Origin of the sequence: Afifella aestuarii (genome assembly GCF_004023665.1) — a bacterium.
GTDB lineage: Bacteria > Pseudomonadota > Alphaproteobacteria > Rhizobiales > Afifellaceae > Afifella > Afifella aestuarii.
On sequence record NZ_SAUF01000002.1, the window covers coordinates 676,295 to 700,338 of the forward strand.

20 protein-coding genes and 1 pseudogene are annotated in these 24,044 nt (G+C 63.3%); 15 read left to right on the forward strand and 6 right to left on the reverse strand.

What is annotated here, in order from left to right:
• The first annotated feature begins 96 nt into the window (after positions 1–96).
• The 3 genes from EO094_RS11560 to EO094_RS11570 all read left to right on the forward strand — a co-directional run bounded on the left by EO094_RS11560 (position 97) and on the right by EO094_RS11570 (position 4,334).
• On the forward strand, positions 97–2,289 hold the full coding sequence (locus EO094_RS11560) for a methyl-accepting chemotaxis protein (protein ID WP_128292445.1): 2,193 nt from the start codon (positions 97–99) through the stop codon (positions 2,287–2,289).
• Between the two features lie 260 nt (positions 2,290–2,549).
• Positions 2,550–3,332 carry a hypothetical protein gene (locus EO094_RS11565; RefSeq protein WP_128292446.1) on the forward strand — a complete coding sequence of 261 codons (783 nt, stop codon included), beginning with the start codon at positions 2,550–2,552 and terminating at the stop codon, positions 3,330–3,332.
• A 342-nt stretch (positions 3,333–3,674) separates the two neighbouring features.
• Complete coding sequence (locus tag EO094_RS11570) at positions 3,675–4,334, forward strand: isochorismatase family protein (RefSeq protein WP_128292447.1); 660 nt, start codon at positions 3,675–3,677, stop codon at positions 4,332–4,334.
• 63 nt (positions 4,335–4,397) lie between these two features.
• Here the strand turns inward: EO094_RS11570 and EO094_RS11575 are convergent, their stop codons facing one another.
• Positions 4,398–4,889, reverse strand: a complete 492-nt coding sequence (locus EO094_RS11575; RefSeq protein ID WP_128292448.1) for a 2-thiouracil desulfurase family protein — start codon at positions 4,887–4,889, stop codon at positions 4,398–4,400.
• A gap of 13 nt (positions 4,890–4,902) precedes the next feature.
• Complete coding sequence (gene betC, locus EO094_RS11580; RefSeq protein ID WP_128292449.1) at positions 4,903–6,417, reverse strand: choline-sulfatase; 1,515 nt, start codon at positions 6,415–6,417, stop codon at positions 4,903–4,905.
• A gap of 506 nt (positions 6,418–6,923) precedes the next feature.
• On the opposite strand from betC, the gene EO094_RS11585 reads away from it, so the two are divergent.
• From EO094_RS11585 to EO094_RS11610, 6 genes are all read left to right on the forward strand, one after another.
• Positions 6,924–8,726, forward strand: a complete 1,803-nt coding sequence (locus tag EO094_RS11585; RefSeq protein WP_246008525.1) for an ABC transporter ATP-binding protein — start codon at positions 6,924–6,926, stop codon at positions 8,724–8,726.
• A gap of 120 nt (positions 8,727–8,846) precedes the next feature.
• A complete protein-coding gene (locus tag EO094_RS11590; RefSeq protein ID WP_128292451.1) occupies positions 8,847–9,584 on the forward strand; it encodes a spermine/spermidine synthase domain-containing protein in 738 nt (245 codons plus the stop codon).
• A gap of 8 nt (positions 9,585–9,592) precedes the next feature.
• Entirely contained in the window at positions 9,593–10,246 is a 654-nt protein-coding gene (locus EO094_RS11595) for a class I SAM-dependent methyltransferase (RefSeq protein WP_128292452.1), read from the forward strand.
• Positions 10,247–10,293: 47 nt separating this feature from the next.
• Positions 10,294–10,482, forward strand: a complete 189-nt coding sequence (locus EO094_RS11600; RefSeq protein WP_128292453.1) for a type II toxin-antitoxin system HicA family toxin — start codon at positions 10,294–10,296, stop codon at positions 10,480–10,482.
• A gap of 2 nt (positions 10,483–10,484) precedes the next feature.
• The gene (locus EO094_RS11605; RefSeq protein WP_128293313.1) at positions 10,485–10,880 is read left to right on the forward strand and encodes a type II toxin-antitoxin system HicB family antitoxin; all 396 of its coding nucleotides are present in this window, start codon (positions 10,485–10,487) and stop codon (positions 10,878–10,880) included.
• Positions 10,881–11,340: 460 nt separating this feature from the next.
• The gene (locus tag EO094_RS11610; RefSeq protein WP_205649892.1) at positions 11,341–12,552 is read left to right on the forward strand and encodes an MFS transporter; all 1,212 of its coding nucleotides are present in this window, start codon (positions 11,341–11,343) and stop codon (positions 12,550–12,552) included.
• Between the two features lie 82 nt (positions 12,553–12,634).
• Here EO094_RS11610 and EO094_RS11615 read toward each other — a convergent pair whose 3' ends face one another.
• The gene (locus EO094_RS11615; protein ID WP_128292454.1) at positions 12,635–14,041 is read right to left on the reverse strand and encodes a sigma 54-interacting transcriptional regulator; all 1,407 of its coding nucleotides are present in this window, start codon (positions 14,039–14,041) and stop codon (positions 12,635–12,637) included.
• A complete protein-coding gene (gene atoS, locus EO094_RS11620) occupies positions 14,038–15,888 on the reverse strand; it encodes a two-component system sensor histidine kinase AtoS (protein WP_128292455.1) in 1,851 nt (616 codons plus the stop codon). Before atoS ends, EO094_RS11615 begins: the two co-directional genes overlap by 4 nt.
• Positions 15,889–16,249: 361 nt before the next feature.
• Between atoS and EO094_RS11625 the strand changes: the two genes are divergently transcribed.
• The 6 genes from EO094_RS11625 (at position 16,250) to EO094_RS11650 (ending at position 22,847) form a co-directional block, all read left to right on the forward strand.
• Positions 16,250–16,903: a CoA transferase subunit A gene (locus EO094_RS11625; protein ID WP_128292456.1), complete on the forward strand. Its 654-nt coding sequence runs from the start codon at positions 16,250–16,252 to the stop codon at positions 16,901–16,903.
• On the forward strand, positions 16,904–17,560 hold the full coding sequence (locus tag EO094_RS11630) for a 3-oxoacid CoA-transferase subunit B (RefSeq protein WP_092809241.1): 657 nt from the start codon (positions 16,904–16,906) through the stop codon (positions 17,558–17,560). It begins immediately after the preceding gene.
• Positions 17,561–17,696: 136 nt separating this feature from the next.
• Positions 17,697–19,133, forward strand: a complete 1,437-nt coding sequence (locus tag EO094_RS11635; protein ID WP_092809242.1) for a short-chain fatty acid transporter — start codon at positions 17,697–17,699, stop codon at positions 19,131–19,133.
• Between the two features lie 134 nt (positions 19,134–19,267).
• Positions 19,268–20,449, forward strand: a complete 1,182-nt coding sequence (locus EO094_RS11640) for an acetyl-CoA C-acetyltransferase (protein WP_164879641.1) — start codon at positions 19,268–19,270, stop codon at positions 20,447–20,449.
• A gap of 152 nt (positions 20,450–20,601) precedes the next feature.
• The gene (locus EO094_RS11645; protein WP_128292457.1) at positions 20,602–21,546 is read left to right on the forward strand and encodes a bifunctional enoyl-CoA hydratase/phosphate acetyltransferase; all 945 of its coding nucleotides are present in this window, start codon (positions 20,602–20,604) and stop codon (positions 21,544–21,546) included.
• 86 nt (positions 21,547–21,632) lie between these two features.
• A complete protein-coding gene (locus EO094_RS11650; protein WP_128292458.1) occupies positions 21,633–22,847 on the forward strand; it encodes an acetate/propionate family kinase in 1,215 nt (404 codons plus the stop codon).
• A 156-nt stretch (positions 22,848–23,003) separates the two neighbouring features.
• On the opposite strand, the pseudogene EO094_RS11655 reads toward EO094_RS11650, so the two are convergent.
• Both EO094_RS11655 and EO094_RS11660 read right to left on the reverse strand, forming a co-directional pair.
• Positions 23,004–23,251: pseudogene (locus EO094_RS11655) on the reverse strand (DUF2442 domain-containing protein).
• 50 nt (positions 23,252–23,301) lie between these two features.
• The gene (locus EO094_RS11660) at positions 23,302–24,042 is read right to left on the reverse strand and encodes a DUF4145 domain-containing protein (RefSeq protein ID WP_128292459.1); all 741 of its coding nucleotides are present in this window, start codon (positions 24,040–24,042) and stop codon (positions 23,302–23,304) included.
• Positions 24,043–24,044: the final 2 nt, after the last annotated feature.

The window sequence follows — 24,044 nt, forward strand, 5'->3', positions numbered from 1 at the left end:
CCGGCCTTCGTCGAAGGTTGTCGATTAGAACGGATGCAAGCTTCACGCGAGCCTCTTTTCCTAGCCGATGGCCCAGACCTCAGGCAGGAGCCTTTCGTGAACGTCCACTCCGTCAAGTTCAGAATCACCGCGTTATCCGCTGCATGCGTCATCGTTTTGACGGCCGTGCTTCTGGGCTTCGGGATTTACGCCGCGCGCGACACGTCGCGCTACGTCAATGAAAACGTGGATGAACTCCTGGATCGGACAAGCAAGCAGTCGCTGCAGCGGCTGGCGAATGCTCAGGCCGGAACGATCCGCGCGGAAGTCGAAACGGCCTTCGATGCCGCCCGTAACATGGCTCGTACCTTCGAGGTGATGGCGAGCAGTGGCGGGACCGCAACCCCGATCTATCAGCGTCGCGATCAGGTGAATGCGGTTCTTCTGAGCGTGTTGAAGGACAATCCTCGCTTCAACGGCACGTACAGCGCCTGGTTGCCGAATGCACTCGATGGCCGGGATGAGATGTACGGCGATCGCAAGGACATGGGATCGGATGCCACCGGACGCGTCCTGCCATACTGGACGCGCGATGCGGACGGAAATATCGCGCTTCAGCCGCTGGTCGAATACGACAGCGAGGCCCTGCACCCGAACGGCGTCATGAAGGGCGGCTGGTTCCTTGGCCCCCAGAAGACGGGCAAGGAGAGCATTCTCGCCCCGCTTCCCTACATCGTTCAGGGCAAGTCGGTTTATCTCGCCACCATGTCGGTTCCGATCATGGTCGACGGCAAATTTGCGGGTGTGGCCGGTGCCGATTTCGATCTCGCCTTCCTCCAGGAATTGGCGGAGCAGGTGAATGCCGACACGTACGAGGGGAAGGGTGCTGTCACGATCGTCTCTGGCGCCGGCCTCGTCGTTGCGGCGAGTGACGATCCTCAGGCGATCGGCGGCTCGTACGAGGCGATTGCTGCCAATGCTTCCGATGATTTGGAGACCCTGAAAGAGGGGCGCGCGGCGGTGAAGACCGACGAGGCGAGCGACACCCTCAAGGTCTTCGCGCCTGTGGAGCTTGGTCGTACGGACCAGGTCTGGTCCGTCGTGATCACAGTGCCGCGCCAGGTCGTTCTCGCCGAGGCCGACAAACTCGCCGATTCGCTCGCAGAACGGGGTCGTGACGATCTCATGTCACAGGTGCTCGTCGGCCTTGCCGTGGTTTTTGCTGCGCTCGTTGCCATGGCCGTCGTCGCATCCGGCATATCCCGCCCGATCACGCAGCTCACGGGTGCTCTTCGCCGCCTGGCCTCTGGCGAGGCAGTGGATGAAATCGCGGGCGCTGAGCGTCGCGACGAGATCGGCGACATCTCCCGTGCCGTCGATCAGATCCGCGTGCGTATTGAAGAAGAGGCGCGCCAGAAGGCGGCCGAAGACGAACAGAACCGCATCAAGCAGGAAGAAGAACGTCGCCGCACCATGCACGCACTGGCCGACGAGTTCGAAGAGGCGATGGGCGGTGTCGTTCGCGGCGTCGTCGCGGCAACCGGGCAGTTGCAGGACGCGTCGGCGACGATGAGTTCGGCGACCGAAAAGGTCGCGCGGCAGTCGCAGACGGCGGCCGGCGCGTCGGCCGATGCGTCCTCCAATGTCCAGACGGTGGCCTCCGCCGCCGAAGAGCTTGCCTCCTCGATTGCCGAGATCAAGCGCCAGGTCGACGAATCGGCCCGGATCGCAGACGCGGCCGTCGGTGATGCGAATGGCACGGCCGGCAAGGTGCGCGAGCTTTCAGCTTCCGCAAGCCGCATCGGACAGGTGGTCGACCTCATCAAGGACATCGCCGAGCAGACCAACCTTCTCGCCCTCAACGCCACCATCGAAGCGGCGCGTGCGGGCGAGGCGGGCAAAGGCTTCGCCGTCGTGGCGGCGGAGGTCAAGCAACTCGCCGATCAGACATCTCGGGCCACTTCGGAGATCGCGGCTCAGATCTCGGAGATTCAGAATTCCACCTCCGACTCGGCCACGGCGATCGTCGGCATCACCGAGGTCATCGAGCAGATCAACCAGATCGCGACGGCCATCGCCACGTCGGTCGACGAGCAGGGGGAAGCGACCCGCGAGATCGCCGGCAGCGTCTCTCAGGCGTCCATGGGCGCGAAGACGGTCGCCGACAACATCGAGGGCATCAACGAGGCGGCCGCCGACACGACGGCAGTCGCTGGTCAGGTGGAAGGTGCTGCAACGACGCTCGGACAGCAATCGGAGACGCTGAAGGCGGTCATGGATCGCTTCCTCAGCACGGTGCGGGCCGCATGACCTGCCGGACTTTATCTCTCTCCGGCGCAGCCTCCGAGCGCCATCTTCGCCGCGCCCACGCCTTTCGCCCCTCTTCGTCCGCGCGGACGGGCAGGCCGTCTTGCCCAGGCTTCCCGAGCCACGAGCATCTCGTCCGTTCGGGATTCACCTCGCATTTCAGAGACAATCGCCTCGGATGTTGCCGAGGGTCGTACAACTTTTAGTAGTGCTTCGCATGCCGTTAGCGTAAGCTTTCCCCGTGCACAATTGGGGAGGCCATTATGCGCACAGCATCGATAGCATTGTTTGCATGCGGCCTGGTTTTCGCCGCAAGCGAAGCCTGGGGTGCCTGCGGCTGCACCGGCATGAGTGTCGCCCGCGCAACCGGCAGCACGCAGATCATCTGCAGTTCGCGCGACTTCGGTGACTTTAAAGAATGCACCAAACGGTCCGGCGGAACGCGCACCGTTTGCACGAGCACTTACGAATATGCATGCCCGGTCGGGGTCAACAGTAAGAAATGGGGCGCAAGCAAGCCCGAGCAGAAAACCGGTTTCGGCGTTACGGCGACGCTGACGGGCACCTCCTCGCAATGCACGTCCGGGCAGCTCTTGGCGCTGACGATCACGGGTGATGGGAAGACCGAGCAGAATCCACATATCAATCCGACGAACTCGACCGGCGGGACGGGCGCGCTCGTCGCGGGCGTGACCTTCGATGTCGATAACGACCCGACGCACGCCTTTCCCGCTTATCCGATCGGCGGCGGCACGGCGACGAATCCAAAGTTTGGCGGTGACAATTACCGTTGGGCCGACAACGCGAAGGTTCTGATCGAGCGTGAGGATGGTCTCTTCCGCTGGTGGGACAATACCGATCAGGGCAAAGCCAAGAAATCCGAAGACGCCTCCTGGCGCTACAAATTCGTTTCTTGGGTGAAGGGGAGTAGCGGTCAGCCGAGCTGCGCTTGCAGTTTCGATATTTCGGTGGATTGGGGACCGGGTGCCGATCCCAACACGACTTACACGCAGGACGCCGCCTACAGCTCGAACTGCAATTGGTAAAACTAAACGCCTGATAACAGCGCGCGCCGTCTTCGGGCGGCTGCGCATACCGTGAGAGGCGAACAGGTCCAGATGGCTTGTCTCATACGCCACGGGAGGCGCTGTGTCCGATTTGCCTCTCGGTGCAGCAAGTGCGATCGGCCGCATTGCACTTTCGCGGAGCTTATGGCAGAGGCCATGTCATGATCTGCTCTGCCCGACCACAGACTTTTGGTTACTGGCGCTTCCGTTAGGAAGCGGCAGGGCGCAATCATTGTGTGACCATGCCGCCGTGTCTGGGCGGAAAGGTCATTTCAAGCGACACCAATCCCTGTCACGGCGGCCCTTCGAAGGGGAAGGCCCGTGAATGTGATCAACAAGGTCGATTGGACGATCCGTGCCGAGCGATCGGCGCTTCTAATCCACGACATGCAGCCGCATTACTGCGAGGCTCTCGACGAGACGGTACGCACCGACCTCGCCGATCAGATCTCGCGGCTTGCCAGGCTCTGTGCGGCGCGTGCGATGCCGATCTTCGTCTCGCAGGTGCCGCCGGCCCGGCTTGATTGCGAGCGCGGCCTGATGCGCGACATGTGGGGAAGGGGACCGGCTGACGGCGTCTCTGCCGAGAACGCGGGGCGGATGACGAATGCACCCGCCCTCGACCCCGCGCTCGATCTTGATGGCCTGTCGCTGATCCCTGTGACGAAGCGCAGCTATTCGGCCTTCTACGGCAACGATTTCGAGGTCATGCTTCGCCGGCTCGGCCGCGACAACGTGATCATCACCGGCCTCTATACGTCGATCGGCTGTCTTTCGACGGCGATGGACGCCTTCATGCGCGATATCCGCCCGTTCATGGTGGCCGATGCGCTCGCCGACTTCTCCAAATCCGAACACGAGGCCGGCCTCAAGAAGGCGGCGCAGACCTGCGCGCGTATCGTGGAGACGACGGAAGCGGTCGAACATCTGCAGGCACGTCGCCGGCAGCGGCCGTCCACTTGGGCGTTTGATGTTTGCTGAAGGGAGGGCGCGTCTTGATGCGGATGGACGCATCGCTGCAAGACGCGCCGCCGTCCCGAGGGCCTACGACGAGCCGAGACGCTCCGCGAGTGCGTCGATCTCGTGATCGGCAAAGACCTCGATACCGTTTGCCCGCAACAATGCGCTCGTCACGCCCATGGCGGCGTGTTTTCGGCCGCCGAAGCTGCCGTCGTAGATGAGGTGGCTGCCGCAGGAGGGGCTGCCGTCGATGAGGAGCGCGAAGGAGCAGTTTTGCGCGCGCGCGATCTGAAGCGCAGCCCTTGCGCCGGCGAGAAATCCGTCCGTCACGTCGGCTCCGGAAGTGTCGACGACCCGGCCGCATCCGGCAAGAACGTCGTCGCCACTCCGCCCGTCTGCGATCTCGGCCGGCCTTCTCGGTACGGAAAAACCGCCGATGAGTTCGGGGCAGATGCCGACGACACGGCCTTCGGCTCGCCACCTGGCAAGCGCCGGATGGTGAAGCGGGCGCGTATCGCCGTCATAACGAACGGTTTCGCCCAGAAGACAGGCACTGACGAGAATCCGCGATGGCATGGGGAGGAACAGCTCACTCGCCGCGCGGAAAGCGCTGCGCGTCTTCCAGAATGTTCAAATCCATATGGTTGCGCATATAGCGCTCCGAGGCCCGCTGCAGCGGCTGATAATCCCACGGGAAATAGGCGCCGTTCCGGAGCGCCTCGTAGACCACCCAGCGCCGCGCCTGGCTCTCGCGCACCTCTGCGTCAAAGGCCTTGAGGTTCCACTTCTCGCGCACAAGCGCCATGAAGCGGTCGATCTCGTCCTGGCAGGCCGGATCGTCCGCGAGGTTCGTCATCTCGTCCGGGTCGCTCTCAAGATTGAAGAGAAGCGGCGGGTCGACCTCGCAAAAGACGAACTTCCATTTGCCCTCGCGGATGGCGACGAGCGGGGCGATCGACCCCTCGGCTGCATATTCCATGAGGATCGGACCATGCTGGGCTCCGCTCGATGCGAGTGGCAACAAGCTGCGCCCGTCCGTCCAGGGCATGATTTCCGACAGATCGATGCCGGCAAGATCGGCGAGCGTCGGCACGACATCGAGGGTGGAGACGGGCGTCTCGATGAGGCCCGGTGCGAGGCCGGGCGCCGCGACCATCAAGGGGACCCGGGCCGAGCCTTCGAAGAAGCTCATTTTGAACCACAGGCCGCGCTCGCCCAGCATGTCGCCATGGTCGGAGAGGAAGAGGATGATGGTGTTTTCCGCCATGCGACAGCGCTCGAGCGTGTCGAGGATCTCGCCGACCTTGTCGTCGAGATAGGAGATGTTGGCGAAATAGGCGCGCCTCGAGCGGCGGATGTCCTCGTGGCTGATGTCGAAGTTGAGATAGTCGCAGGCTTCCAGGAGGCGTTTGGAATGCGCATCCTGCGCGCCGAAGGGGATCTCTCCGATTCTTGGCGAAAGCTCTTCGCAATCCGCATAGCGATCCCAGTATTTCCGCCGCGCCACATAGGGGTCGTGCGGATGGGTGAAGGAAACGGTGAGGCACCAGGGCTTTGAGACATGCCCCCGCGCCAGATCGTAGAGCTTGCGGTTGGCGTGGTAGGCGACCTCGTCGTCATATTCGAGCTGGTTGGTGATCTCTGCTACGCCCGCGCCGGTGACGGAGCCGAGATTGTGGTACCACCAATCGATGCGCTCGCCGGGTTTGCGATAATCCGGTGTCCAGCCGAAATCCGCCGGATAGACGTCGGTCGTCAGCCGCTCTTCGAAGCCGTGCAGCTGGTCTGGTCCGACGAAATGCATTTTTCCCGAGAGGGCCGTCTGGTAGCCGGACCGGCGCAGATGATGGGCGTAGGTCGGGATCGAGGAGACGAATTCGGCTGCGTTGTCGTAGACGCCGGTGCGCCGCGGCAATTGCCCGCTCATGAAGGAGGCGCGCGCCGGCGCGCACAGCGGGCTCGCCGTATAGCAGTTCTGAAAACGCAGCGATCGCTCGGCGAGCTTGCTCAATGCCGGCGTCTTCAGGAAGCCAGTCGGCCCGTCCGGAAACAGCGTCCCGTTGAGCTGGTCGACCATGAAGATCAGGATGTTGGGTCGGCTCATGCGGGCAATTCCTCAAGGGTCGGCGTGACGAGACGGCGGGTGGAAACGGGGTGCACTCTGCGCAGACACTGCGTCAGCCGGCAGCCGCAACACAAGAGCTCGTCAAACAAGGGTTTCGGACGTCGTGCGTGGCCGCAGCGCCACACGGCTCGCCCGCAATTGTCCGAAACACCGTCGACGGCTTGTCAAAGTGGCAGAAGAGGAGCATAAGCCGCGCCGTTATGACCAGATTCGCTCTCTATCTCAGCATGATCCCGGTCCGTTCGTAACGGATCGCGTCCGTCAGACGGACGCCTGAAGGGGCTGATAGCCCCGGGGTTAATGCCGGTCCCGCCGCAGCGGGACGATCGGTTCACCGATTTTCTTGAGAGCTTTCCATGTCCACCGCAGGCGCTTTGAGGCGCGGGCTTCGTGCCCTTCATTTCCGCAATTTCGTTCCGCTTCGGCATGCCGGCCGCACGCGGCCCGTGTGGCGCGCAGCCAACGGGCGGGTGGGGTTGGCCGGCATCGGGCGGGTGAAGTTCAATCTTCGCGGCGATGTGTTCTCCGCGGTTCTGGGCTTTGCCTTCGCGCGCTGGCGCGAGCAGCCGGGGCGTGTCGCGCTGATTGCCGGTATGGTGATCCTCGCCACCTTGGCGGAAGTCTTCACGCCGCTTTTCGCCGGCCGCATCGTTGATGCGATCGCCGCAGGCGCGGCCGATCCGGACGCCAGGCATTCGGCGATCGTGGCGTTTCTCGCGGTGACCAGCCTCGGCCTTGCCGCGGTCGGGCTCCGCCAGCTCGTCTTCTTCCAGATCATCACTCTGACCTTGAAGATGATCCGAGAGGTGGCCGAGGACGCGTTCCATCGCATCCAGCGCTTTTCGACCGACTGGCATGCCAATGCCTTCGCCGGTTCGACCGTGCGCAAGATCACGCGCGGCATGTGGGCGCTCGATCTGTTGAACGATACGCTCCTGATCGCGCTTCTGCCGTCCTTCGTGGTGCTTGTCGGCGCAACCGCGCTTCTCGGCGCCTTCTGGCCGGTGATGGGGCTCGTCATCGGGCTGGGCGCGCTCGCCTATATCGCCGTCACCGTCACCCTGTCGGTGGGCTGGGTCGCACCCGCGGCGACGCTCGCCAATGCCTGGGACACGCGGCTCGGCGGCGCGCTCGCCGATGCGGTGAGCTGCAATGCCGTCGTCAAGGCGTTCGGGGCCGAGGATCGCGAGGAGGCGGGTCTCACGCGCATCCTGGCGAAATGGCAGCACCGCACGCGGCGCACCTGGCGGCGTGGCACGGTCGGCGCGGGCGCGCAGGGGCTGATGATGGTCGTCATCCAGGCGGGCATTCTCGGTGTCGCACTCGTTCTGTGGCAGCGGGGCGCGGCAAGCGCCGGCGATGTCGCCTTCGTCCTCACCATGTTCTTCGTGGTGCAGGGGCATCTGCGCGATATCGGCATGCACATCCGCAACCTGCAGCGGTCCGTCAACGATCTCGAAGAGCTCGTCGCGCTGAACCGCGTGCCGATCGCGATTGCGGACCGGCCGGGCGCGGGGGAGGCGAAGATCGCCGCGGGCCAAATCGTCTTCGACCATGTCGATTTCCACTACGGCAATCATACGACGCCGCTTTACCGGGATTTCTCGGTGAAGATTGCTGCGGGCGAGCGGGTCGGTCTCGTCGGCCATTCCGGTTCAGGCAAGACGACCTTCGTCAAGCTGATCCAGCGGCTCTACGACGTGACCGGCGGCCAGATCCTGATCGACGGCGAGGACATTGCCGCCGTGAGGCAGGCCTCGCTGCGCCGGAAGATCGCCATCGTGCAGCAGGAGCCGGTGCTCTTTCACCGCTCGCTCGCCGACAACATCGCCTATGGGCGCCCCGGCGCGTCGCAGGCGGAGATCGAGCAGGCGGCGCGGCTCGCCCATGCCGACGAGTTCATCTCACGGCTGCCGGAGGGCTACCGCACCATGGTGGGCGAGCGCGGCATCAAGCTGTCGGGCGGCGAACGCCAGAGGGTGGCGCTGGCACGCGCCTTCCTGGTCGACGCGCCGATCCTGATCCTGGACGAGGCGACCTCGGCGCTCGATTCCGAGAGCGAGGTGCTGATCCAGGATGCGATGGAGCATCTGATGGTCGGGCGCACGACGCTCGTCATCGCCCATCGTTTGTCGACGGTGCGTGCGCTCGATCGCATCCTCGTCTTCGACCGCGGGCAGATCGTGGAGGAGGGCGACCATGCCGCCCTCATCGGCCGCGAGGGCGGCATCTATCGCCGCCTCTTCGAGCGTCAGGCGCTGGAGCTGACGAAGGGTCTCGTCATGTAATCAGCGAGGGGGGCGCCATCGCCCTCCTCGCACCGCTGGTTGCCCTTTCATGGCGCCGTCACTTCACTCCGTTGCGCCGCCACGCCTTCCCTCGGTGGCCGGTTTGTGGTCGATGGAGCAATGAGTGCTCTTTTTGCCGAACTCGACTACCGCCCGACACCGATCGGCCCCGTCAGCCTGCGCCGGCGGCGCGAGTTGCGGCTGGGCGTCGACATCTTCGAAATCAAGCTCGGCGAGGAATTCCTCATGTCGAGCCTTTTCACAGCTTCCGAGATTGCGCTTGCGCGTCTCGGCATTGCGGCGCTTGCCGGCAATGACCACGACATCCTCGTGGGCGGGCTCGGCCTTGGCTACACCGCCTGCGAAGTGCTGCGCCACGATGCTGTCGGCTCGCTCCTCGTCGTCGAATTCCTGGATCCCGTCATCGAATGGCATCGCACGGGGCTCCTGCCGAACGGAGCGATGATGGAAGCGGATCCGCGCTGTCGGATCGTCAACGGCGATTTCTTCGCCGGCGCTGCCAGCGCGGCGGGGTTCGACCCTGAGACGGAGGCCCGCCGCTTCGATGCCATCCTCCTCGATATCGACCATTCGCCGGAAGCGCTGCTCGATGCGCGCAGCACGAGCTTTTACCGTCAGGAAGGTCTTGCCGCGCTCGCGGCCCATGTGAAGCCCGGCGGCATTTTCGCGCTCTGGTCCGACGCCTTGCCGGATGACACGTTCACCGAGCGCCTCAGAGCCGTCTTCGACGAGGCCTGGGTGGAACCGGTCACGTTTCACAATCCCCTTCAGGATCGCCCTTTCACGCAGAGCGTCTATCTGGCGCGCAAAGCAGTCGGCTCTTCGGCCGGCGCGTGAGGACGGCGATGGCGGGTAGGAGCGGTCAACTCTGTCCGGTTTGTCGGGGAGAGGATGTCGAGCTTTTTCTCACCGTCGAGGGCAAAGACTATTGGCGGTGTACGACCTGCGCCGCCCGCTATCTCGATCCTGCCCAGCGCCCGTCCCCGGCCGAAGAGCGCGCGCATTATCTGACGCATGAGAACGACCCGGACGATCCGGGCTACCGCCGCTGGCTGTCGCGGCTGACGCGCCCGCTCCTGGAACGCCTTTCCCCCGGCGCGAACGGCCTCGATTACGGCTGCGGTCCCGGGCCTGCGCTGGCGAAGATGTTCGGCGAGGCCGGGCATCATATGGCGGTCTATGACCCGATCTTCGCGCCCGATCCTGCCCCGCTTGATGACCGCTACGATGTCGTCACCTGCACGGAGACGGCCGAACATTTTCACGATCCGGCCGCGGAATTCGACCGTCTCGCGAGCCTCCTGAAGCCCGGCGGTCTTCTCGGCGTGATGACCATCTTCCAAACCGACGATGCCCGCTTTGCGAACTGGCGCTATCGCCGCGACCCGACCCATGTCGTCTTCTACCGTGCCGACACCTTCCGCCTGATCGCCGCCCGCCGCGGCCTCACCTGCGAGATCGTCGAAAAAGACGTCGTGCTGATGCAAAAGGGCGGGTGAGTGAGTCAGAACTCGACAACTATCAATTAGATGTATAAATACACACCATGGATAGCGGGACTGTCCTCAAACTTCTGAAGCTGGACGGCTGGTACGAAGTTACCCGCCGTGGAAGCCATCTTCAGATGAAACATTCTGAGAAGGCTGGCCGGGTGACACTCCCGCATCCGAAGCGCGACATCCCGCTCGGAACGCTAAAAAGCATCGAAAAACAGTCGTGGCTGAAGCTGAAATGACCATGCATCAATATATCGGCCTGATCCACAAGGAAGAGGGGAGCGATTACGGCGTCTCCTTCCCGGATTTCCCGGGCGTGGCGACGGCTGGCACCTCCCTTGATGACGCACGTGCCATGGCCGAGGAAGCGCTGGCGTTGCATGTCGACGGGCTTCTCGAAGACGGCGAGCCGATCCCGCTGCCTTCGAGCCTTGAGGAGGTGATGGCTGCTCCTGAGCATCGTGATGGCGTGGCCATTCTCGTCGCGCTGAAGGCTGAACCGAAGAAGGCGGTGCGCGTCAACGTCACGCTGCCAGAGGATGTCCTGGCTGAGATCGATGCCTTCGCCGCGTCCCACGGTTTCACGCGCTCCGGTTTCCTCGCCGCGGCGGCTAAGAAGATCATGGCCGCGGGATAGGGGTTAGCATCGCCTGTTCTCTCCGCGTCGCGCGAAGGGGCGAGGGAGCGCATCTCTTCTGGATGCTGGGTAACTGCAGGGACGGAGGTGCAGATACCAATACGCGGCACAGCCCTTTCTTCTCCCCTCTGGGGAGAAGGTGGCGGGCGAAGCCCGCCGGATGAGGGGTGGCTTCACATCCCACGCTGATGCTCGTTTGTCCTCCACCCCTCACCGCCCGCTTCGCGGGCACCTCTCCCCAGAAGGGGAGAGGAACGGAGCGTGCAGCAATCGCTCCGAGAAGAATGGCGATGATGTGGTCCCGAGCGGCTTTTCGTCGACGCCATAGTCCAGAGCGAACGCCAGGGGTGCGGGGCCGCAAAGAAGGCGAAAGGGGCTCGAAGCGGCGCGGGGGCGCGATATGTTGCGTTGCGACGATGCGCATTGCGGATCGTCCTCCGACCCACCGAAAGGACAGTGAGTGACACAACGAGGCCATGGCAGCCTGGCGGTTTATTTCGGCGCCGTCTTCGCCTTTGCCGTCACCATGGTGGGCACCACCATGCCGACGCCGCTTTATCCTCTCTATCGCGGTCTTTTCGGATTTTCCGAGCTGACGATCACGGTGATCTTTGCCGTCTATGCGCTCGGCGTCATGGCGGCGCTCATCATCACCGGGCGCTGGTCCGACCAGTTCGGCCGCCGGCCGCTGCTGTTTGCGGGCCTCGCTGCCTCGGCGCTGAGCGATCTCGTCTTCTGGAATGCCGGCGGGCTCGGCATGATCCTTTTCGGGCGCGTTCTCTCAGGGATTTCGGCCGGCATCTTCACCGGCACCGCGACCGTGGCGCTCATCGAACTCGCGCCGGAGCGTATCAAGCGCTGGGGCACGTTTTTTGCGACCTCCGCCAATATGGGCGGTCTCGGGCTCGGGCCGATGTTTGCCGGCGGCCTGGCGGAGTATCTGCCGGCGCCCCTCGTTTTGCCCTATGCGCTGCATTTCCTGCTGGCGCTTCTGGCATGCCTCTGCGTCTGGCGTGCGCCCGAAACCGTGACGCGGCCGGACAAGGTGCGGCTGAAGCTTCAGCGCCTTGCCGTCCCGCGCGAGGTGCGGGCCGCCTTTGTGCCGGCCGGCATCGCCGCCTTTGCGGGCTTCATGGTTTGCGGCTTCTTTACCGCCGTGGCGCCGGCTTTTCTGGGGGAAGAGCTCGGCTACGACAACCATCTCGTCATCGGCTTCGTTTCGGGCATCTTGTTCATCGCCTCGACCGTCGGCCAGCTTCTGCAAAGCAATTTTCCGAGCGGAAGGCGGCTGCCGATCGGTTGCGCCATTCTCCTGACGGGCGTCGTCGTTATCGCGGTGGGCCTCGGCAGCGAGATGCTGTCGGCCATCATTGCGGGCGTTTTGATCGCCGGCTTCGGTCACGGCGTCGCGTTTCGGGCGGGGCTCGGCGCCGTGGCGGATGCGAGCCCACCCGACGAGCGGGCGAGCGTCGTGTCGACCTTCTTCATCGTCGCCTATGTGGCGATCTCGTTTCCCGTCATCGGCATCGGGCTCGCCGGGGCCTCGCTCGGCCTCAAGACGGCAAGCCTCGCATTCTCCGCGATCGCGGCCGTCCTCTGCTGCCTCGCCCTCGTTCTCCTGTTGCGGGGCGGCGGCGCACGACCTCAGAACGCCTTCCCAGCCCGCGAATGAGCGGGGAGGGACGGCGACAAGATTGCACGGATTGCGCTCAAGAAGACGCCCGGCGGCGCGGCAGATGCCGGCCGGGTGCGGCTCAGCTTTCCGCCTCTCCCGAGGCCGAGGCGAGGCCGTATTCCTGCAGCTTGTAGAGAAGCGTGCGCCGGCTGATGCCGAGCTCGACGGCGGTATGGCTGCGATTGCCCGAGTTGCGCGTCAGCGCGTTGCGGATCACCTGGCTTTCGAACTCGTTGACGAGCTCGCGCAAGGAGCCTTTGCGCATCGTCGCATCGAGGTTGCCGGTGTCGGCAAGTCCCTCGCTCGCCCCGGTGATGGAGGCGGGAAGGTCCTCGACCGTGATGACATTGGTCGTGCACATGACGACGGCATGTTCGATGGCATTGGCGAGCTCGCGCACATTGCCGGGCCACGGCCAGGCGAGCAGGCAGTCCATCGCCGAGGTGTCGAATCCGCGGATGACAAAATTGTTTTCCGCGCAGAAGCGCTCCAGAAAATGCTCCGAGAGCAGCCGCACATCCTCCGGCCGGTCGCGCAGCGGAATGGTCTCGAGCGTGACGACGTTGAGGCGGAAATAGAGATCCTGCCGGAACGTCCCCTCCCGCACCATCTCCTGAAGATTGCGGTTGGTCGCCGCCACGATGCGCACATCGGCCTTGATCGGCGTGCCACCGCCGACGCGCTCGAATTCGTGCTCCTGCAGAACCCGCAACAGCTTCGCCTGCAGGCCCGGAGAAATCTCGCCGATCTCATCGAGGAAGAGGGTGCCGTGTTCGGCCTGCTCGAAGCGGCCGCGATGCCGGCTTGCGGCGCCGGTAAAGGAGCCCTTTTCGTGGCCGAAGAACTCGCTTTCGTGCAGCCCTTCCGGGATCGCGGCGCAATTCACCTTGACGAAGGGATGTGCCGCGCGGGCGCTGCCGTAATGGATGGCGGCGGCGACGAGCTCCTTGCCGGTGCCGCTCTCGCCCTGGATGAGCACGGTCGCATTGCTGCGTGCGACCTTGGCGATCGTCTGCCGCTGCTCGATCATGCGCGGATTGTTGGTCAAAATGCCTTCCGCGCCGTAGCGCTCGGACAATTCGCGCCGCAGTGAGGCGATGTCGTGGCGCATCGCCCGGATCTCCAGGATCCGGCGCACCAGCATGCGGATCTCGTCGAGATCGAAGGGTTTCAGGACGTAATCGAAGGCGCCGTCCTTCATCGCCTGCACGGCGGTGCCGACCTCGGCGAAGGCCGTCATCAGCACGATCTGCGCGGTGCGGTCGATCTCCACGATGGCTTTCAGCGCATCGAGCCCGTTCATGCGCGGCATGCGGATGTCGAGCAGCACCACATCCGCATGCTGGCGCCGGAAGGTCTCCACCCCCTCCAGCCCGTCTTTGGCCACGACGACCTCAAGGCCTTCCTTCTGGAGGACCGCCTTGAGCATGTGGCAGATGGCCTGGTCGTCATCGACGACGAGAGCGACGGGTGTGGAATTGGTCATTCTGTTTTTTCTGATACCGGAGCGACAATCGGAATGCGAATCCGAACAACGGTTCCGTGGCCGGGCCGGCTGTCGAAACTGATGACGCCGTGATGCGCATCGATGATGCGGTGGACCATGGCGAGTCCGAGCCCCGTGCCGGTGGGTTTGGTGGAGAAGAAGGGATCGAAGACTTTGCCGACGTGATGCGGCTCCACGCCGACGCCGTCGTCGCGCACTTCGATGGCAATGTCGTCCGGTCCTTCCCTGGCCGCCGTGACGATGACGCTGCCGTCGTTGGTGATCGCCTGCAGCGCGTTGATGAGGAGATTGAGGAGCGCCTGTTTCAGCGCTTCGGCATCGGCGTCGATGTCCGGCAGATCCTTCTCGAACTGGAGGTCGATCTGCACGTTCCCCTGGCCCTTGGCGAGGAAGCTCACGTCTTCGATGAGATGGGCGACGTCGATCCTGCTGATCTTCGGCGGCCTGAGCCGGCCGAAGGCGAGAAGCTTGCCGATGGTGTCGTTGAGGACGTCGACCTCATGGATGATGATCGCCGAATAGCGCCGCCATTCCTCCGGATCGTCGCAATCGGCGAGATATTGCACGAAGCCGCGGATCGAGGTGAGGGGGTTGCGGATCTCGTGCGCGATGCTGGCTGTCAGCTCGCCGAGCGCGGCCAGACGGTCGGCGCGCATCACCTGCACCATGAGCCGGTCGCGTTCGCTGACGTCCTTGAGCACGACGACGGCCCCGATGCGTCGGTTCTCCGCATCGTGCAGGACGCTCGACGTGGCCGTCAGGCGCCAGACGGACTCCTTGCGCGGGATCTCGAGCGTCACCCCGATATGCGGGCGACCGGTGTCGAGCGTGTCGAGAAGGGCGCTCGCCACATGCATGTGATCGGCAAAGAGCGACCGGTAGGACTGGCCGATGACCTCCGTCGCCGGCACGTCGTACATCTGTTCCGCAGCGGGGTTGAACGCGGTGATCCGGCCGTCGACGTCGACCGCCACGACCCCGTCGGCGATGCTGGTGAGGATGTTTTCCGTGAGCGTGCGCGCATCGAGAAGTGCCATCGCCATGTTGTTGACGGCATCGACGATTTCGCCGAGCTCGCCGCGCAAGGGCGCGATCGGCTGTCTGAGATCATCCTTGAGGCGTGCGAGCCCGCCGACGATCATGTCGACTTCGTGCGACAGCCGCTTCGACATCAAATGAATGACGATGCCGGCGATCAGGATACCGCCGAGTGTGATGGCGAGAACGGTGCGGTCCACCGTCTGTTCCTGGCGCTCGATCGCGTCAGTAAATTCGTTGGCCCAGATATAGCCGATGACGTTCCCGTTGCGGCGGATCGGCCACATCGCATTCATCACCGAGCCGCGCACGAGCGAGCCGAACTCCACATCGGGCTGGCCCGCGCGCATCACCGCGCGGCCGGGATGGTCGGGGGCGATCGCCTTGCCGACCGTGTGCCCATAGCTGGCGCTCGGCCCGTACGTGATGATGGCGTCGAGCCGGCGCGAGTAATAGCCGACGCCGACGCCGGGGTCTGACGCAGCGATCTTGTCCGTGATGGGGGCGAGCCTGGCATTGAGATGCTGGATAGCGGCCTGGCGGTCCTGCCAGCCGGACGGCAGATCGGCGAGAAGGGCATCGAAGCCCGTCCCGAGTTCCGCATCGAGGATGCGCGCCAATGAGAACAGCTTGTCCTGCTTTTCCTGCAGGAGCGCCTCACGGCCTTCATATTGCAGGATGACGCCGAGGATGACGATCGGCAGCACGACCATGACGAAGGATGTCAGCATCAGCCGCTGACGCATCTTTTCCGGCAGGACCCGCCGGCTCAGCCACCTCAGCCCCATCGGACGCTCCGTGAGATCGTGCTGGCGAGCGGATCTGCCCGCATCAGGCGGTCGTCTGCTGTGAAGCCCGGACTCGAACATGATTGGCGCCTTCGGCCGTCGGGGGAGGCGAAAGCTCTCCGCGCTGTCTGCTGGAAAGCTCCTGCGACGCTGGCTTTATCTGCGCAGATGGAAGTAAAGTCTATGTGAAAAATTTTGCGCATTGCGCAAATACCTGCACAAAATTGAGGGTGCTATTTTGTCGCAGAACTACATCTAAGCCCGCAAGAAATAAGGGATCATGAAAACTGGCACGGTCTGTGCATTACATCTCCCGCAAGCCATCGCGTCGATGGGAAACGACGTAGATGAGGGAGAATAAATGTCAAAGCTATGCAGTTGTTCATGTGCTGTCGAAAGTATCGCTGACGGGTCGTCGGTGATGATCGGCGGTTTCATGGGTGGCGGGTCTCCACATCGACTGATCGATGAACTGGTCCGTCAGGGCAAGAAGGATCTCACAATCATCGCCAACGACACGGCACGCCCGGGGATCGGGATCGGCAAATTGATCGATGCCGGCGCGGTGAAACGTTTGGTCGCCTCGCACATCGGGCTCAACCCCGAAACGCAAAAGCGGATGATCGCCAACGAAATAGAAGTTGAATTGGTCCCGCAGGGCACGCTCGCGGAGCGTATCCGCGCTGGCGGCACGGGTCTCGGCGGCGTCTTGACGGCGACGGGTGTGGGCACGGTCGTCGCAGAGGGCAAGCAGACGGTCGAGATCGAAGGCGAGGATTATCTGGTCGAAACGCCTCTGAAGGCGGATTTCGCCCTCATCCACGCTCTGCGCTCCGACATGTTCGGCAACCTTCAGTACCTTCTGACCTCGCGGAACTTCAATCCGGCCATGGCGCTCGCGGGCGAGACGGTCATTGCCGAGGCGAGTGAGGTCGTGCCGGTCGGCATGATCCCTCCAGACCACGTCGAAACCGTCGGCGTCCTCGTCGATCACCTCGTTTCCTGGGAGGCATAAATGGAAGCCAAAACGCTCATCGCCAAACGTGTCGCTCAGGAAATGGTCGACGGCGATCTCGTCAATCTCGGCATCGGCCTGCCGACCTTGGTCACGAATTATCTGCCGGAGGGCGTGCGCGTCTTCTTCCAGTCCGAGAATGGTCTGATCGGCATGCAGGCCCTGCCGGAGAAGGCGGCTGCCTTTGAGGATCTGACCGATGCCGGTGGCACCCCGGCGAGCTTCATCCCGGGTGCTGCGGCCTTCGACAGCGTCGCCTCTTTTGGCTTCATCCGCGGCGGACATCTCGACGTCACGGTGCTCGGCGGCCTTCAGGTCGACGAAGGTGGTCAGCTCGCCAACTGGATGGTGCCCGGCAAGATGGTTCCCGGAATGGGCGGTGCGATGGATCTCGTGACCGGCGCCAAGAAGGTGATCGTGGCCATGACCCATACCGCCAAAGGTTCGCCGAAGATCATCAAGAAGTGCAATCTGCCGCTGACCTCGGTGCGTCGGGTCGATCTCATCGTCACGGAAATGGCGGTCATCGAGCCGAGCGATGCCGGTCTGGTGCTCAAGGAACTCGCCCCTGGTGTCTCCCTTGACGAGGTCAAGGCGGCAACCGAGGCCGAGCTGCTCGTGCCTGACGATCTCAAAGAGATGGCGCTCGCGGCCTGACGGCCGCCTCACGCCCTTACCCTCGACCGGCCTCCCTTCCTCGCGTCCAACCCCTTTGCAACCGCTCCTCTGGAGCGGCTGAGAGCGGCCGCGCGCGGGGACGGGCAGGGCCTCCAATCCTCAGAGAGGAAAGTTCATGTCAAGCACCTACGCCAGCGCTCCGGCGCCCGTAGAAGGCGACGCGCCCGGCGGCCGTGGCCTTGCTCGTCTCGCCTACCGCTTCACCGCCATTTCGGAGAAGTGGTTCCCGGACGCCTTCGTCTTCGTGGCGCTGGCTCTTGTCGTCGTCGTCGTCGCCAATCTCGCCACGGGCGCACAGCCGCTCGAGATCGCCGACGCTTTCGGTAAGGGCTTCTGGACGCTCATCCCCTTCACCATGCAGATGGCCCTTGTCGCCATCACCGGTTACGTGGTTGCGACCTCCGGCCCGTGCACGCGTCTCATCGCGCGCCTTGCTTCGGTGCCGACTTCAAGCCGCGGAGCGGTCGCCTGGGTCGCCTTCATCACCATGTCGGCATCCTATCTCAACTGGGCGCTGAGCCTGGTTCTGGGCGGCCTCCTGGTTCGGGCGATCGCGCGCCGCACCGACATCAAAGTGGATTATCGCGCAGCCGGCGCTGCCGCCTATCTCGGCCTTGGGGCCACCTGGGCACTCGGTTTGTCGTCGTCGGCGGCCATGCTGCAGGCGAACCCGGCCTCGCTGCCGAAGTCGATCTCCGACATTAGTGGCGTCATCCCGCTCAGCCAGACGATCTTTCTCTGGCAGTCGATCGTCATGCTTCTGATCATCGCCGCCATGGCCATCACCATCGCCTATTTCTCCGCTCCCCAGGGCGCGCAGATCAAGACGGCGGAGGACATGGGTTGCGACGTCACGGAAGCCAACACCAAGGAGCAGAAGCAGACGCGCCCGGGTGAGTGGCTGGAGTTCAACTTCATCCTGCCGGCGCTCGTCGTGCTCCTCGCAGCTGGCTACGCCTATGTCGAGTTCAGCACCAACGGCGTGCTGGCGACGATCTCCAACCTCAACAACTACAACTTCTTCTTCCTGATGATCGGCCTTTTGCTGCATGGCAACATTCGCAGCTTCCTGACCGCCGTCACGAAGGCCGTGCCGACGACGGCCGGCGTCATCATCCAGTTCCCGTTCTATGCGGCGATCGCCGCCCTGCTCACCCAGGTTCCGGGCTCCGACGGCGTCACCATCTCGCACCACATCTCGCATCTCTTCGTCTCGATCGCCAACACCAGCATCTTCCCGGTGGTGATCGGCGTCTATTCCTCGATCCTCGGCTTCCTCGTCCCCTCGGGCGGCGGCAAGTGGATCATCGAAGCGCCTTATGTGTTGCAGACGGCGGCCGATCTGAACGCCCATATGGGCTGGGCGATCGAGGTCTATAACGCGGCCGAAGCTCTGCCGAACCTCATCAACCCCTTCTGGATGCTGCCTCTTCTGGGCGTCCTCGGGCTGCGCGCCAAGGATCTGGTCGGCTTCTGCTTCACCCAGCTGATCTTCGCCTTCCCGCTCGTGATGTTCCTCCTGTGGGTCCTGGCTCCTGCGGCCAATCCGTGATCCCAGCCTGCCGGCCGTGCCCATCCCGGTACGGCCGGCCCCCAGATCCCTCGCGAAGACGGCGATCGTCTGAATGCCTCAACGGCGCTCCCTCCCGAATTCGCGCAACGCTCAAGTTCAATTAGGAGATTAAAATGATCGACGAGATCGTCATCGCAGGCGCAGCACGCACCCCGGTCGGCACCTTCAACGGCTCCCTGTCGAAGCTTCCCGCCCACGAGCTCGGCGCCGCCGCCATCACCGAAAGCCTCGCACGCGCCAAGGTGAAGCCGGAAGAAGTCGATGAAGTCATTCTCGGCCAGATCCTGACCGCTGCCGGCGGCCAGAACCCCGCCCGACAGGCCGCTCTTGCCGCCGGTCTGCGTGTCGAATCCACCGCCTATGGCATCAACCAGCTTTGCGGTTCCGGGCTGCGCGCCGTCGCCATGGGCTACCGGGCCCTGCAGAACGAAGATGCGAAGATCATCGTTGCGGGCGGCCAGGAGAGCATGAGCCAGGCTCCGCATGCAGCGCGGCTTCGCACCGGCGTCAAAATGGGCTCGGCCGAAATGGTCGACACCATGATCAAGGACGGCTTGTGGGATGCCTTCAACGATTATCACATGGGCGTCACGGCAGAAAACGTCGCCGAAAAGTACGGGATCTCCCGCGAAGAGCAGGACGCTTTTGCTCTCGCTTCGCAGAAGAAGGCGGGTGCCGCCCAGGAGGCTGGCCGTTTCGCCGACGAGATCGTTCCTGTGACGGTCAAGGACCGCAAGGGTGAGGTCGTCGTCGACACCGACGAGCATCCGAAACCTTCGACGACGGCTGAAGCTCTCGCCAAGCTGCGTCCGGCCTTCAAGCGCGACGGCGGCACGGTCACGGCCGGCAATGCATCAGGCATCAATGACGGCGCGGCCGCCGTGGTGTTGATGAGCGGCGCGGAAGCCAAAAAGCGCGGCATCACCCCGCTGGCGCGCATCGTCTCCTGGGCGACCGCCGGCGTCGATCCGGCGGTGATGGGCACGGGCCCGATCGCAGCCTCTCAGAAGGCGCTGGAACGCGCCGGCTGGTCGGTCGCCGATCTCGATCTGATCGAAGCCAACGAGGCCTTTGCCGCGCAGGCGATCGCCGTCAACAAAGAGCTCGGCTTCGATACGGACAAGGTCAATGTCAATGGCGGCGCGATTGCGCTCGGCCATCCGATCGGCGCCTCCGGCGCGCGCATCCTGGTGACGCTTCTCTATGAGATGCAGCGCCGCGACGCCAAGAAAGGCCTCGCCACTTTGTGCATCGGTGGCGGCATGGGCATGGCGCTCTGCGTCGCCCGCGACTGACCTTTCAGTCTGAGCTCTCGCTCCCCCTCTCCAGCCTGACCGCTCACTCCCAATCACGATCAGGTCGGAGCCACGCCTCCCGCCCGTCCACACTTCCGGGCGGGGGGCGCGCGGGGATCTTCTTTTCATTTTAGACGCAGGATCATCCCCCAATGACCGTGTTTTCGCAGATTTCCGAAGCGGGCTCGCAGCTTGCCCATCTGAAAGAGCTGTGCGCGCATCTGCCGCCGCTGCCGACCTCCGTCATCTATCCGTGCGACGAGACCTCGTTGCGCAGCGCCACCGACGGCGCCCGCGAAGGTCTGATCGACCCCGTGCTGGTCGGCCCGAGCGAGATGATCCAAAAGCTCGCGCACACCCATGAGATCGATATCGCCGGCCTGCGCATCGTCGATGCGGCCGATGCCAAGGCCGCCGCCGCCAAAGGTATCGAGCTTGCCCATCTGGGCGAGGTTGGCGCCGTGATGAAAGGTGCGCTCCATTCCGATGAGCTGATGGGCGCCGTCGTCAAACGCGATGTCGGTCTGCGCACGTCGAAGCGCATCAGCCACGTCTTCATGATGCGCGCCCCGACCTATCCGAAATCGCTGATGATCACGGATGCCGTGGTCAACATCGCACCGGCGCTCGAAGACAAGCTGCACATTGCGCAAAACGCCATCGATCTCGCCCGTGCGCTCGGCATCGAGATCCCGCGCCTTGCCGTGCTCTCCGCCGTGGAGACGGTGAACCCCAAGATTCCCTCCACCGTCGATGCGGCGGCTTTGTGCAAGATGGCCGATCGCGGGCAGATCCGCGGCGGCATCATCGACGGGCCGCTCGCCTTCGACAATGCGATCTCGGCCGAGGCGGCGCGCACCAAGGGCATCGTCTCGGAAGTCGCCGGACGCCCTGACATCCTCCTCGTCCCGGATCTCGCGGCCGGCAACATGCTGGTCAAGGAACTGACCTTCCTCGGCCGGGCGGAGGTTGCGGGTATCGTTCTCGGCACCTCGGTCCCGGTCATTTTGACGAGCCGCGCCGACAGCCTGGACTCGCGCATCTCCTCCTGCGCCCTGGCGGCCCTCCTTGCCAACCAGACGGCGGCCCGCGCCTGATTTTCGCCGCTGACCTCTCGCGCGTGCCCTTCCACGCGATCGGCGCGCACGCTCTCGCCCCCTCATAATCGACAAGGATCTTCCACATGGACCCACGCTTGTCGCACGATGGAGCGCTGCTGGTTCTCAACAGCGGCTCCTCCAGCATCAAGTTCACCGTCTTTCAGGTCGCAGACGCCGGGAAAGACATTTCCCCCCTTTTCTCCGGCCAGGTGACCGGCATCGGCACGGCGGCAGAGTTCTCCGTCAAAGACGTGTCGGGAACCTCTCTCGCCCGCGAATCCTGGGCGGCCCGTGATACGGGCGGCGTCGCGCCTCTGTTGCGCGATCTCATCGCCTGGATCCGTGCCCGCCTGCCGGATCTGCCGCTTCTCGCCGCCGGGCATCGCGTGGTGCATGGCGGTGCCGGTTTCCATCATCCGGTCCGCGTGACCAACCGCGTGCTCGATGAGTTGGAATCCCTCATCCCGCTCGCCCCCTTGCATCAGCCGCAGAACGTTTCGGCGATCCGGGTGCTGGCCGAGAGTTTCGACGGTCTGCCGCAGATCGCCTGTTTCGACACGGCGTTTCACCATTCGCAGCCGTTTGTGGCCAAGACCTATGGGCTGCCGCGTCAATTGAGCGAGAAGGGCGTGCAGCGCTACGGCTTCCACGGCCTTTCCTATGAGTTCATCGCGCAAAGACTGCGCGAAACCGTGCCTGAGGTGGCTGAGGGCCGGGTGGTGGTTGCCCATCTCGGCAATGGTTCGAGCCTCTGCGGCCTCAAAGACGGGCGCAGCATCGACACGACCATGGGCTTTTCGGCTTTGGAAGGCGTGCCGATGGGGACGCGTTCGGGCAACCTCGATCCCGGCATTCTGATCTATCTGATGCGCGAGATGGGCATGGATGCCGATGCGCTCGAACATCTCCTCTATCAGGAATCGGGGCTTCTCGGCGTCTCCGGCATTTCCAACGACATGCGGGTGCTTCTGGAGAGTGACCGGCCGGAGGCAAAGGAGGCGGTCGATCTCTTCTGCTATCATGTCGCCAAGGAGATCGGTGGCTTGAGTTGCGCGCTGGGCGGGCTCGACGCGCTCGTCTTCACCGCCGGCATCGGCGAGCATTCCGCGCCGGTGCGCAGCCGCGTCTGCGCCTATCTCCGCTTTCTCGGCATCACCCTCGACGAGGAGGCGAACGAACGCGGCGACACGGCCATTGCCGCGGACGGCTCACTGCCGGTCTACATCATCCCGACGAACGAGGAGTTCATGATCGCGCGCCATGCCGTCGACCTCATGAACCTCAGAAACGCCGCGTAGACGGCCGTGAGACAGGCGCAGGCGTGCCCGCTCCCGCCCGCCTGCGCCGCAACTTTTTTGAGGGAGCGGGACCGTTGGTGGTCGGCTTGCCCGCATGCACGGGATGTCGCGTCATGTCGGAAGATAGCCTGAAAGGGCGTGAACCGAAGCGACCGCTCAGGCGGCCTTGCCGCGTGGATGCGTCTGGTCGCTGCGCCCGGCGAGAAGCCCTTCGAGGGAAATGTCTTCGTCGAGTGCCTCCCAGTGGAGACCGAAGGGTGAGATCTCGACCTCCTGCCGCTCTTCGGCAGAGGATTCAGAAGCCGCGGGAACCAGGCAAGCGGCACGCCGATCGTGCGACCATCGGAAAGGGCCACCCACATTTGCGCGTCGTCGAACCGGACGTCAGTTGCTGAAATGGTCACCGGGTGCCTTCCTCGCCGGCGAGAGCGATCGAAGCGATATTGTCTGGTTCCTAACTCGTTTCTTCAATTTTCTTTTTCTGAGGCGGGTTCTTCAGGCTTGCCTTATTTTCGGCAATCTTTTGAACTTGAGCAAGACGGTCTTTCCGCGTCTTGCGCGCCACATACCATTCTTCAAAAAGCAGCTCAATAAGCTCTATTAGTGCTCGCGCCTCAAGAGGTTCGACATCAATAATTGTATTGATATCTTTTTCCATGTGTGCGCCAATATTGCCGATACTTCGTACATGATCAATCGCGTCAACGCTCTCTGTGGTCACGCCTGAAGGCGCAGTTCCTGTCTCTATATCCGAGCGTAGCGTTCTGATTTCGTCGATCAGGCGTCCTTTCGAGATGCCGGTGAAATCTCGAATAATCCCTTGAATACATCTTCTCGATAATGTTGCTGCAGCTTTAGGGCTGAGTTCGCAAATCCGACACGCCTCAATGTAATCTTGGCGTATTGCTTCAGGGATATATTCTGGCTGTGGTTTTGCTGAGCTCTCTGGCCGTATGAGTGTTCTAGAGGTATAACATTTATATACTTGATCGATACAAAGTATATGTTGAGCCGTTCCAAACTCAAAGGTTATCTGTATTTCTCCGCATTTTGGATTCGAGCAGCCGATAGAAGTAACCCTGAATGCTGTGGATCCGTACCTATTTGTGCCAACATCTATAATACTTTCCTGAACGCACAGTCGCGGTTTGGTGACAGTCTGCAGATGCCCGCAGTACGGACAGGTCCATTCCATCT

Excerpts from the sequence above, each read along its gene's own strand:
- EO094_RS11565 (WP_128292446.1), top strand. The coding sequence starts at position 2,550 with ATGCGCACAGCATCGATAGCATTGTTTGCATGCGGCCTGGTTTTCGCC.
- EO094_RS11575 (WP_128292448.1), bottom strand. The coding sequence starts at position 4,889 with ATGCCATCGCGGATTCTCGTCAGTGCCTGTCTTCTGGGCGAAACCGTT.
- betC (WP_128292449.1), bottom strand. The coding sequence starts at position 6,417 with ATGAGCCGACCCAACATCCTGATCTTCATGGTCGACCAGCTCAACGGG.
- EO094_RS11590 (WP_128292451.1), top strand. The coding sequence starts at position 8,847 with ATGAGTGCTCTTTTTGCCGAACTCGACTACCGCCCGACACCGATCGGC.
- EO094_RS11595 (WP_128292452.1), top strand. The coding sequence starts at position 9,593 with ATGGCGGGTAGGAGCGGTCAACTCTGTCCGGTTTGTCGGGGAGAGGAT.
- EO094_RS11600 (WP_128292453.1), top strand. The coding sequence starts at position 10,294 with ATGGATAGCGGGACTGTCCTCAAACTTCTGAAGCTGGACGGCTGGTAC.
- EO094_RS11605 (WP_128293313.1), top strand. The coding sequence starts at position 10,485 with ATGCATCAATATATCGGCCTGATCCACAAGGAAGAGGGGAGCGATTAC.
- EO094_RS11615 (WP_128292454.1), bottom strand. The coding sequence starts at position 14,041 with ATGACCAATTCCACACCCGTCGCTCTCGTCGTCGATGACGACCAGGCC.
- atoS (WP_128292455.1), bottom strand. The coding sequence starts at position 15,888 with ATGGGGCTGAGGTGGCTGAGCCGGCGGGTCCTGCCGGAAAAGATGCGT.
- EO094_RS11625 (WP_128292456.1), top strand. The coding sequence starts at position 16,250 with ATGTCAAAGCTATGCAGTTGTTCATGTGCTGTCGAAAGTATCGCTGAC.
- EO094_RS11630 (WP_092809241.1), top strand. The coding sequence starts at position 16,904 with ATGGAAGCCAAAACGCTCATCGCCAAACGTGTCGCTCAGGAAATGGTC.
- EO094_RS11635 (WP_092809242.1), top strand. The coding sequence starts at position 17,697 with ATGTCAAGCACCTACGCCAGCGCTCCGGCGCCCGTAGAAGGCGACGCG.
- EO094_RS11640 (WP_164879641.1), top strand. The coding sequence starts at position 19,268 with ATGATCGACGAGATCGTCATCGCAGGCGCAGCACGCACCCCGGTCGGC.
- EO094_RS11645 (WP_128292457.1), top strand. The coding sequence starts at position 20,602 with ATGACCGTGTTTTCGCAGATTTCCGAAGCGGGCTCGCAGCTTGCCCAT.
- EO094_RS11650 (WP_128292458.1), top strand. The coding sequence starts at position 21,633 with ATGGACCCACGCTTGTCGCACGATGGAGCGCTGCTGGTTCTCAACAGC.
- EO094_RS11660 (WP_128292459.1), bottom strand. The coding sequence starts at position 24,042 with ATGGAATGGACCTGTCCGTACTGCGGGCATCTGCAGACTGTCACCAAA.